The organism is Amycolatopsis sp. NPDC006125 (assembly GCF_040614195.1).
In the GTDB taxonomy this organism is placed as follows: Bacteria; Actinomycetota; Actinomycetes; order Mycobacteriales; family Pseudonocardiaceae; genus Amycolatopsis_E; species Amycolatopsis_E tucumanensis.
Genome location: NZ_JBEXTZ010000063.1, coordinates 41,939 through 51,373 on the forward strand (window position 1 = coordinate 41,939; position 9,435 = coordinate 51,373).

The window sequence follows — 9,435 nt, forward strand, 5'->3', positions numbered from 1 at the left end:
ATGGCGTAGACTGCTTTGTGTAAGTGATACACAGTTCTAGGATGGCCGTCAAGGACGAAAGGACGGCGATGACGGCGGAACGCACGCGAACCCTCGAACTCCTGTGGGGCGGCGGCGAACGGCCCACCCGGGGGCCGAAGCCCGCGCTGAGCGTGGACAAGATCGTCCGCGCGGCGATCGAACTCGCCGACGCCGAGGGCATCGAGGCGGTGTCCATGCAGCGGGTCGCGGCGGCGGTCGGCAAGACGACCATGTCGCTGTACCGGTACGTGTCGGGCAAGGACCAGCTGATCGAGCTGATGGTCGACTACGCGGCGGAGGAGGAACCGCCGAAGCCGGCGGGCGAGGACTGGCGCGCCGAGGTCGCGGTGTGGGTGCGCGCGGTGTGGGAGTTCCACCTGCGGCACCCGTGGATGCTGCGGATCCGGTTGAGCGGCCCGCCGTCGGGGCCTCGGCAGCTCGCCTGGATGGAAGCCGGGATGCGGGCGATTTCCGGGCTTGGCCTGACCGGCGCCGAGATGATCTGGGCGATGACCTTCCTGGACGGCGCGGTGCGTGAGCTCGCGCGGATCTCGCTGGACATGGCGGAGGCGCAGCGCGAGGCGGGCATCACCGGGCAGGAGGCGGACGCGGACTTCGCCGCCGGGCTGCGGAAGTACCTGGATCCGGAGCGGTTCCCGATGCTGGCCGCCACGATCGCCGAGGGCACGTTCGACCCGGACGCGGAGGACGCCGGGATCCTGCCGGACCTGGAGTTCGGCGTGCAGCGCCTGCTGGACGGTCTCGAGGCGTACGCGCGGCGCCGGAAACCCTAGGGTGGGGAGCATGTTCGAAGAGCTGCGTGTCCCTGTTCTCGTGGCGCCGATGGCAGGCGGGCCCACGACCCCCGAACTCGTCGCCGCCGTTGCCGAGGCCGGGGGATCCGGTTTCCTCGCCGCCGGGTACCTGAGCGCGGAGGCGCTCGGCGAGCGAATCGCGAAGACGCGGGAGCTGACGAGCAGGCCGTTCGGGGTCAACCTGTTCGTGCCGGGGCGGGAGTCCGATGTGGATCTGTCGCCCTACGTGCGGCGGCTCGAGGAGGAGGCCCGGCACTACGAGGCCGAGCCGGGCGACCCGCGCTGGGAGGACGACGACTACCCGGCGAAGGTCGAGCTCGTGGCGGCACAGCGGATTCCGTTCGTGTCGTTCACGTTCGGGCTGCCGTCCACAACGGACGTGGCGCGCCTGCACGAGGCCGGTTCGCAGGTGATCGTGACCGTCACCACCCCGGAGGAGGCCGTGCGAGCGGTCGAGGCCGGCGCGGACGCCCTGTGCGTGCAGGGGTTCGAGGCGGGCGCCCACCGCGGTTTGTTCGTCGACGATCCGGAGCACCCGGCCGGGGGCGAGGTGTACGGGCTGCTGGCGTTGCTGCGGTTGATCGGGTCCGCCGTGGACCTGCCGCTGATCGCGGCGGGCGGGATCGTGCACGGCGCGGACGTCGCCGCGGTGCTGGCCGCCGGCGCGGACGCGGCGCAACTGGGCACCGCGTTCCTGCGCGCCGACGAGGCCGGGACGCAGCTCGCGCACCGCAAGGCGCTGGCCGAGGGCGGGCGGGTCACGGCCATCACGCGGGCATTCAGCGGCCGCCCGGCGCGCGGGCTGGTGAACCGGTTCCTGACCGAGCACTCGCCGTACGCGCCCTCGGCGTACCCGCAGGTGCACCACCTGACCAAGCCGGTGCGGGCGGCCGCGCACGCCGCCGGCGACCCGGAGGGCGTGAACCTGTGGGGCGGGCAGACGTACTCGGTGGCGCCGGAGGGCCCCGCGGCGGAGATCGTGGCGCGCCTGAAGGCCGAAGCGAAGGCGGCGCAGGAGCGGGTGACCCGGCGACTGGGGTAGGTGCGCGGCGCCCAGGCGGGATGGGCTAGGATTTCGGCACACCGGGCGATTAGCTCAGGGGGAGAGCGCTTCGTTCACACCGAAGAGGTCACTGGTTCGATCCCAGTATCGCCCACCCGGACGGCCCGTCGACATTCGTCGGCGGGCCGTTTGTGTTCGCGGGGTGGGGTTTCGTCCCAGCTCCATCAGCCGTCCTGCTCCCAGCGTCGTTGCCGGGCGCGGCCAGCATCGACTCGGCGCAAGAGAGGCGGCGGTGGCGGCGCAAGCCGCGATGGACGCGGTCAACACTGGCAGCGGACGATGCGGCGGCGCACGCCGGGCAGGCCGTCGACGCGGCGAACCACGCTGCCGTGATGCCATCGCTGGAGATATCGAACTGGTCAGGTGTGAGCGGGACTGGATCCGATCGAGAGGGACACCGCTGACTCGCTCCCTCTACCTCCAACTTATCCCGGGCCAGGGGGCTTGCCGCAAGCCCCGGTCGGTGCTCCAGAATTGCCCACCGCCGGCCGGACGAGCCGGGGGAATCGGGGGGATCGCGAAGTGCGTGTGCTGCTGACGTCGTGGGGATCGCGCGGGGATGTCGAACCGCTGGTGGCGCTTGCGGTGGCGCTGCGGGAGCTCGGCGCGGAGGCGCGGCTCTGCGTGCCGCCCGACGAGGAGTTCGTGGAGCTGCTCGACCGGGCCGGTGTGCCCCTGGTGCCGTTCGGCCCGGCGGTCCACTCCATCGTCGCCAGGCCGAAGCCGCCGACGGTGGAGGACGCGTTCCGGCTCGCCCGCGAGCTGGTCGCCGCGCGGTTCGAAACGCTGACGGCCGCGGCCGAGGATTGTGACGCGCTCGTGGCGACTGGACTGATGCCCGTCGGCGCCCGGGACGTGGCCGAAAAACTCGGCATCCACTACGTGCTCGCCTGCTTCCACCTCCTCGGGCTGCCGTCACGGCACTTCCCGCCTGGACGACGGCCCGGCACGCCCTCCCCGCGGGACGAAACCGACAACCGCGTGCTGTGGGAGCAGGACGCCCAGCGGGTGAACGACCTGTACGGCGAAGCGCTCAACAGCCACCGCGCGGCGCTCAGCCTGCCACCGGTCGCCAACGTCCGCGACCACGTCCTCACCGGACGACCGTGGCTCGCCGCGGACGCGGTGCTGTGCCCGTCGGAGGGCCGCACGGAACTCGACGTCGTGCAGACCGGGGCGTGGGTCCTGCCCGACGAACGCCCGCTGCCGGACGACCTGGCGGCGTTCCTGGACGACGGTGCGCCACCGGTGTACGTCGGGTTCGGCAGCATGGCCCCGCACGTCGCCCGGGAGGCCGCGCGGGTGGCCGTCGAAGCGGTCCGCGCGCAGGGCCGCCGCGTCCTGCTCGCCCGCGGCTGGGCCGGGCTGACCCCGGACGCCGGCGACTGCTTCGTCGTCGGCGAGGTCAACCAGCAGGCCCTGTTCCGCAGGGTGGCCGCCGTCGTGCACCACGGCGGCGCGGGCACCACCACGACCGCCGCCCGCGCGGGTGCGCCGCAGGTCATCGTGCCGAGGATCGCGGACCAGCCGTACTGGGCCGGGCGCGTGACGGAGCTGGGCATCGGAGCGACCCACGAGGGCCCGTCCCCGACCGTCGACTCTCTGTCCGCCGCGCTCACCGCCGCCCTGGCACCCGCGACGCGCGCCCGGGCGACCGAGGTGGCCGGTCAGGTCCGCGGCGACGGCGCGGCGGTGGCCGCGAAGCTGCTCCTGTCGGAAGCCGCCTGACTGGGGGTGTCAGGACCAGGCGAGCCGGCCGCGCCGCGGATTACCGTGGAAACGTGGCCGACGAACCGAACCTGCTGGGCGACTTCCTGCGCGCCCGCCGCGAACTCGTCACCCCCGAACAGGCCGGGATCCCCGTCCACGGCGTGCGGCGGGTTCCCGGTCTGCGCCGCGAAGAGGTCGCGATGCTCGCCGGCATCAGCGCCGACTACTACCTGCGCCTCGAACAGGGCCGCGACCGCAGGCCGTCGGTCCAGGTGCTCGAGTCGATCGCCCGTGCGCTCCAGCTCGACGAGGAGATGACCGCCTACCTGGTCGGGCTCGCCACCGACAAGCCCCGTCGCCGGCGTCGGCCGGCCAGGGAGACGGTGCCCGCCGGCACCGCCAAGCTCCTCGGGACGCTCCCGCTGCCCGCGTTCGTGGAAGGGCGCTACTTCGACGTCCTCGCCGCCAACCCGCTGGCCACAGCGTTGTCGCCACGTCTGGCGCCGGGCGGCAACCGGCTGCGGGACGTGTTCCTCGACGCGGGCGAGCGGGCGCTCTTCCCCGACTGGGAGAGCGCCACCGAGGAGCTGATCGCGGGCTTCCGCCAGTCGGTCGGCACCGACATCGACGACCCCCGCTTCGTCGAGCTCGTCGGCGAGCTGTCCCTCGCCAGCCCCCGGTTCCGGCGCCTCTGGGCCCGCCACGACGTGCAGCCGCGGCAGGGCGCGGTGGTGCGGTTCGACCACCCCCAGGTCGGGCGGCTGGTGCTGCACCGGGAAAAGCTCGTGGTCACCACCAGCAGCACCGACGGGATGATGCTGGTCGTGTACCACGCCGACGCGGGCAGCGACGACGCGGACAAGCTCGCGCTCCTCGCCTCCGCCGCCCTGCCGGCACCCGCGCCGGATCACTCCTTCGGCTGAAAGAGGTGCGCGGCCGCGGATGGCGGCGCACCCTTTCGTCCATGGCGTTCGGAAAAGCCGCCGCCGTGGCGGCTGTCCTGATCACGGCTGCCGCGCCGGCGGCCGGGGCCGAACCCGCCCACGGGGAGCAGGCCTTCACCGTCAGCGGCACGTTCACCGCGCCCGAGGGGATCACCTCGGTGTTCGTCGCCGTGTGGGGCGCAGGCGGCGGGGGTGGCGAGGCGAACCCCGGCGGCGGCGGGGGAGCGGCGTGGTGCTCCGTCGCGGTCACCCCGGCCGCCGAGTACACCGTCACCGTCGGTGTGGGCGGGCCGGCCGGGGAGCCGGGCAGCGACTCCAGCGTCGGCGTCGCCGGAAGCCCGGCGCTCGTCGTGGCGCACGGCGGTGCGGCCGGGACCGCCGAGGCGCCGGGCCGGGGCGGCGCCGCCGATTGCGGCACCTCGCCCGGCCTCGCCGCGCCCGGCAGTGACGGCACCGCCGACCGGCCCGGCGAGGCGGGTGTGATCCCGAGCGCGCCGCCGGGCGGGATCGGCGCAGGCGGCGCGGCCGGGATGCCCGGCGCGCCCGGGTACGCCTACTTCTGGTGGTGATCCGCCAGCTTCGAATGCCGCCTGCTGTAGGCGAAGTACACCACCAGGCCGATGGCGAACCAGACCGCGAACCGCAGCCACGTCTCCGGCTGCAGGAACGTGATCAGCCAGATCGAGAACGCCACCCCGATCGCAGGCACCACCGGCATTCCCGGGCAGCGGAACGTGCGCGGCAGGTCCGGGCGGCGGTACCGCAGCACCACGACCGCCACGCACACCACCACGAACGCCAGCAGGATCCCGATGTTCGTCAGCTCCGCGGCCTCGCCGATCGGCAGCAGCCCGGCGATCACCGCCGCCGCCACGCCGAGGATCCACGTCATCCGGCTCGGCACCTTCTTCACCGGGTGCGTGCCGGAGAACCACTTGGGCAGCAACCCGTCGCGGCTCATCGCGAACCCGACCCGGGTCGCGCCCAGCAGGAACGTGAACAGCACCGTGAGGATGCCGAGGATCGCGCCGACCGCGATCACGCCGCCGAGCCAGCGCAGCCCGACCGATTCGAAGGCGCTGGAGAACGCGGCTTCGGAGTCGATGTCGGTGAAGGGCACCATCCCGGTCAGCACCAGGCACGCCAGCACGTACAGCACCATCGAGATCCCCAGCGAGTACAGGATCGCCTTGGGCATGTGCTTCTGCGAGTCGCGCGACTCCTCGGCCGCGGTGGACATCGCGTCGTAGCCGAACACCGCGAAGAACACCGTCGCCGCTCCGGTGAACGCGCCGCTGACACCGAACGGGAAGAAGTCCGACCAGTTGCCGGTGTTGACGTGGAACGCGCCGACCACGATCACCAGCACCACGAGCGCGACCTTGAGGTACACCAGCAGCGTCTCGAACCGCGCCGCCGAGCGCATGCCCTGGTTCAGGACGAACGCGATCAGCAGGCACAGCAGCGCCGCGAACAGGTTCACCTTGTACGAACCCGATGCGACGCCCTCCGGTTCGGTGCCCGGCGCGCCGGACATCCACAGTGGCAGGTGGATGTCCAGGAAACCCAGCAGGTCGTTGAAGTAGCCGGAGATGCCGATCGCGACCACCGCGACGATCGCGGTGTACTCCAGCAGCAGGTCCCAGCCGATCAGCCAGCCGACGAGCTCGCCGAGGACCGCGTAACCGTAGGTGTAGGCCGATCCGGCGCGCGGGATCAGCCCGGCGAACTCGGCGTAGGAGAACGCCGCCGCCGCGCTCGCGATCCCGGCCACCAGGAACGAAATCAGCACGGCAGGCCCGGCGGTTTCGTTCGCCACCGCGCCCGCGAGCGAGAAGATGCCCGCGCCGATGATCCCGCCGACGCCGATCGCGGTCAGCTGCCACAGGCCCAGGGTCCGCTGGAGCCCGCCGCCTTCCACGGCCTCGATCTGCTCGACGGGTTTGCGCCGGAACAGCTCGCGTACGGCCACCGATCCTCCCAATCACTCGTCCGGGTGTGACCGGATCACGTTACTAGGGAGGGGCGCGCCCCGGGACCTACGAAGGTCCCGGGGCTTTTCCGGCGAGTCAGCCGAACTGGCCCGGCTGGTAGTCGCCGGCCGGGTTCCGGATGATGACGTTGATGCGGTTCCACGTGTTGATCAGCGCGATCGCGGCGACCAGCGCGGCGAGCTGCTCCTCGTCGTAGTGCTTGGCCGCGTTGGCCCACACCTCGTCGCTGACACCGCCCGCGGCGTCGGCGAGGCGGGTGCCCTCCTCGGTCACCTCCAGTGCGGCGCGCTCGGCCTCGGTGAACACGGTGGCTTCCCGCCACGCCGCGACCAGGTTGAGCCGCGTCGGCTCCTCGCCCGCCGCCACGGCGTCCTTGAAGTGCATGTCCGTGCAGTACCCGCAGCCGTTGATCTGACTGGCCCGCAGCTTCACCAGTTCCTGTGTACGGGCGGGCAACGTCGACTCGGCGAGCACCTTGCCTGCCCCGAAGAGGTGCTTGACGAACTTGCCCGCGGTGGGGCTGGTGAAGATGTTCAGACGAGCGTCCACGGTGAACTCCTGTTCCGTTCGGGGTTTCTGCCTCCTTGACGGAACAGCGCGCCGGAATGTGACAGCCTCAGCCCGCGGCGGCTTTCTGCGTGAGCGCGGCCGAGCGGCGGCGCGGCTTCTTGTGCAGCACACCGGCGCGGAAGTAGCTCAGCAGGTCGGCGATCGCGACCGGGTCGTCCAGCTGCGGGCAGTGGCCCCACTCCTCGCGCAGCATCAGCCTGCTGTGCGGCACCAGCGCGTGCAGGCGCCGTCCGGCGGCGGCGGTCACCAGGCGGTCCTTGCCGCACGCGACGACCAGCAGCGGGACCTCGATGCCGTCCAGTCCCTCGTACGCCTCGGCCAGCTCGGCGACCAGCTGGCGCGCCTGGTCCAGACGAGTGGTGGTCGAGCGGAAGTCCGGGAACAGCCCGGTGAACCGGGCCACGTGGGCGACGTCGGCGGCGGCGCGGTCGGCGTAGAGCAGCCGCGGCACCACGAACTCCGCGATGGTCCGCACCACGAACCCGGGCACCGGCAACGGCAGCGACGCGGCCAGCCGCAGCGGCAGCGGGTACTTCCCGACGGTCCGGACCAGCCAGGAGTCGACGAAACCGGGCGCGGCGATCGACACCACACCCGCGATCGGCAACTCCTCGTGGCAGGCCGCGCGCAGGCTCATGGTGCCGCCGAGCGAGTTGCCGCCGAGGACGACCTTGCCGCGGTCCGAATAGAACCGCACCACCTCGGCCACGAACGCGTCGAGCTGCGCCAGCATCGCGCCGGGGCGCAGGGGATCGGCCTCACCGAAACCGGGCAGGTCGACCGCGACCGCGGGGATCCCGGCGGCGGCGAGTTCGGCCAGCGCCGGGCGCCAGGTGTCGGCGCTGTCGCAGTAGCCGTGCAGGAGGACGAGTCTTCCGGTGCCGCGCTTCGGTTTGGGACCGACTTCGAGCACCCTGGTGCGCACGCCGGCGAAGCTCCGGTGGCCGGCCCGGACGACTTCCGGGCCGGCGAGCCGTGAGCCCGGCGCCGCCTCGATCTCCCGCTGCACTGCGGTCATGTACCCAGATTAGCGAGTAAATCTCGGGTTCCGCTCAGTAGACGGGGATAACAAACCGGTATCGGCGCCATGTCAACAAGGCGTCTTCGCTGGTCAGAGCGTTATCAGCGGGTGAAAACGACCTTGCCCGCGGTCTCCCCCTCCTGCATCAGCCGGAACCCCTCGGCGGCTTCCGACAGCGGGAGCTCCTTGCCGATCTGCGGCTTGATGCCGGTCAGGTCCAGGTAGCGGAGCATGTCCTCCAGCTCGTCCCGGGTGCCCATCGTGGATCCGACCACCCGCAGCTGCAGGAAGAACACCCGCTGCAGGTCCGCGCTCGGGTCCGGACCACTGGTCGAACCGGACACCACGACGATCCCGCCCGGCTTCAGCGACTTGAGCGAGTGGCCCCAGGTCGCCTTGCCCACGGTCTCGAACACGCCGTCCACCCGCTCCGGCAGCCGCGCGCCGGACTCGAACGTCTGGTGCGCGCCCAGCTGCTCGGCCAGCGCCCGCTTCTCCTCGGACCGGCCGGTCACCCACACCCGCAGGCCCGCGGCGCGGCCGAGCTGGATCAGCGCGGTCGAGACGCCACCGGAGGCGCCCTGCACGAGCATCGTCTGCCCGGGGCGCAGGCCCGACTTCACGAACAGCATCCGGTACGCGGTCAGCCACGCCGTGCCCATCGTGGCGGCCTCGGCGAAGGACAGCCCGGCCGGCTTCGGCACGGCGTTGCGGGCGGGCACGACCACGTAGTCGGCGAAGGTGCCCTGGTGCTTCTCGGTGAGCAGGGTGCGCTTCGGGTCGAGGGTGTCGTCACCCTGCCAGCCGGGGGCGTTGATCACCGAGTGCAGGACGACCTCCGTCCCGTCCTCCAGCACGCCCGCCCCGTCGCAGCCGAGGATCATCGGGAACTGGTCCGGCTTGATCCCGACACCGCGCAGGGTCCAGATGTCGTGCATGTTGAGGCTGGCGGCCTTCACGGCGACCTTCACCCAGCCGGACGGCACCTCCGGCTCCGGTCGCTCGCCGACGGTGAGGGCGTCGAGCGGGTTTTCGGGGTTCGGTTCACTGGCGTAGACGGCGAACATGCCTGCAACGTACCTCGCCGGGCCCCCTGGCGTACCCTGGTCAGGTGTTCGACGGCCTGGCGACCTGGTGGGACAACGCCGAGCTGTGGCTTGCGCAGCTGTGGTTCCCGTTGCAGTTCCTGCTGGTCATCGCCGTGCTGGCGCCGCTGTGCGTCGGCGCCGCGTGGCTGATCGACCGGATCGTCGACCGGGTGGCCGCGTGGTTGCGGCCGGGCCGCGACGAGGACGTT

At 72.0% G+C, this 9,435-nt stretch carries 10 protein-coding genes and 1 tRNA gene; 7 read left to right on the plus strand and 4 right to left on the minus strand.

The window, feature by feature from the left end; all coding sequences use genetic code 11:
• Positions 1-41 precede the first annotated feature (41 nt).
• The 6 genes from ABZ193_RS27980 to ABZ193_RS28005 all read left to right on the plus strand — a co-directional run bounded on the left by ABZ193_RS27980 (position 42) and on the right by ABZ193_RS28005 (position 5,122).
• On the plus strand, positions 42-815 hold the full coding sequence (locus tag ABZ193_RS27980; RefSeq protein WP_020420819.1) for a TetR/AcrR family transcriptional regulator: 774 nt from the start codon (positions 42-44) through the stop codon (positions 813-815).
• Between the two features lie 10 nt (positions 816-825).
• Entirely contained in the window at positions 826-1,878 is a 1,053-nt protein-coding gene (locus ABZ193_RS27985) for a nitronate monooxygenase (protein ID WP_354712072.1), read from the plus strand.
• Positions 1,879-1,921: 43 nt separating this feature from the next.
• A tRNA-Val gene (locus tag ABZ193_RS27990) sits at positions 1,922-1,993 on the plus strand.
• 428 nt (positions 1,994-2,421) lie between these two features.
• On the plus strand, positions 2,422-3,627 hold the full coding sequence (locus tag ABZ193_RS27995; protein WP_354712074.1) for a glycosyltransferase: 1,206 nt from the start codon (positions 2,422-2,424) through the stop codon (positions 3,625-3,627).
• A 53-nt stretch (positions 3,628-3,680) separates the two neighbouring features.
• Positions 3,681-4,532, plus strand: a complete 852-nt coding sequence (locus tag ABZ193_RS28000; protein ID WP_354712075.1) for a helix-turn-helix transcriptional regulator — start codon at positions 3,681-3,683, stop codon at positions 4,530-4,532.
• Between the two features lie 41 nt (positions 4,533-4,573).
• Positions 4,574-5,122 carry a glycine-rich domain-containing protein gene (locus tag ABZ193_RS28005; protein WP_237337340.1) on the plus strand — a complete coding sequence of 183 codons (549 nt, stop codon included), beginning with the start codon at positions 4,574-4,576 and terminating at the stop codon, positions 5,120-5,122.
• Here ABZ193_RS28005 and ABZ193_RS28010 read toward each other — a convergent pair.
• From ABZ193_RS28010 to ABZ193_RS28025, 4 genes are all read right to left on the minus strand, one after another.
• Positions 5,107-6,525, minus strand: coding sequence for an amino acid permease (locus ABZ193_RS28010; RefSeq protein ID WP_020416554.1), 1,419 nt, complete (start codon positions 6,523-6,525; stop codon positions 5,107-5,109). The genes ABZ193_RS28005 and ABZ193_RS28010 overlap by 16 nt on opposite strands.
• 97 nt (positions 6,526-6,622) lie before the next feature.
• Positions 6,623-7,096, minus strand: a complete 474-nt coding sequence (locus ABZ193_RS28015; protein ID WP_020416555.1) for a carboxymuconolactone decarboxylase family protein — start codon at positions 7,094-7,096, stop codon at positions 6,623-6,625.
• A gap of 67 nt (positions 7,097-7,163) precedes the next feature.
• A complete protein-coding gene (locus ABZ193_RS28020) occupies positions 7,164-8,135 on the minus strand; it encodes an alpha/beta fold hydrolase (RefSeq protein WP_354712077.1) in 972 nt (323 codons plus the stop codon).
• Between the two features lie 104 nt (positions 8,136-8,239).
• Positions 8,240-9,205 (minus strand): zinc-binding dehydrogenase, encoded by a 966-nt coding sequence (locus tag ABZ193_RS28025; RefSeq protein ID WP_237337338.1) that lies wholly within the window; start codon positions 9,203-9,205, stop codon positions 8,240-8,242.
• Positions 9,206-9,249: 44 nt separating this feature from the next.
• Between ABZ193_RS28025 and ABZ193_RS28030 the strand changes: the two genes are divergently transcribed.
• Positions 9,250-9,435, plus strand: a 186-nt coding sequence (locus tag ABZ193_RS28030) for a hypothetical protein (RefSeq protein WP_354712079.1), incomplete at its 3' end; no start/stop codon positions are given.

Bases quoted from the DNA above. Each gene is read 5' to 3' on its own strand.
- ABZ193_RS27980 (WP_020420819.1), top strand. From the start codon at position 42: ATGGCCGTCAAGGACGAAAGGACGGCGATGACGGCGGAACGCACGCGA.
- ABZ193_RS28005 (WP_237337340.1), top strand. From the start codon at position 4,574: ATGGCGTTCGGAAAAGCCGCCGCCGTGGCGGCTGTCCTGATCACGGCT.
- ABZ193_RS27985 (WP_354712072.1), top strand. From the start codon at position 826: ATGTTCGAAGAGCTGCGTGTCCCTGTTCTCGTGGCGCCGATGGCAGGC.
- ABZ193_RS28020 (WP_354712077.1), bottom strand. From the start codon at position 8,135: ATGACCGCAGTGCAGCGGGAGATCGAGGCGGCGCCGGGCTCACGGCTC.
- ABZ193_RS28025 (WP_237337338.1), bottom strand. From the start codon at position 9,205: ATGTTCGCCGTCTACGCCAGTGAACCGAACCCCGAAAACCCGCTCGAC.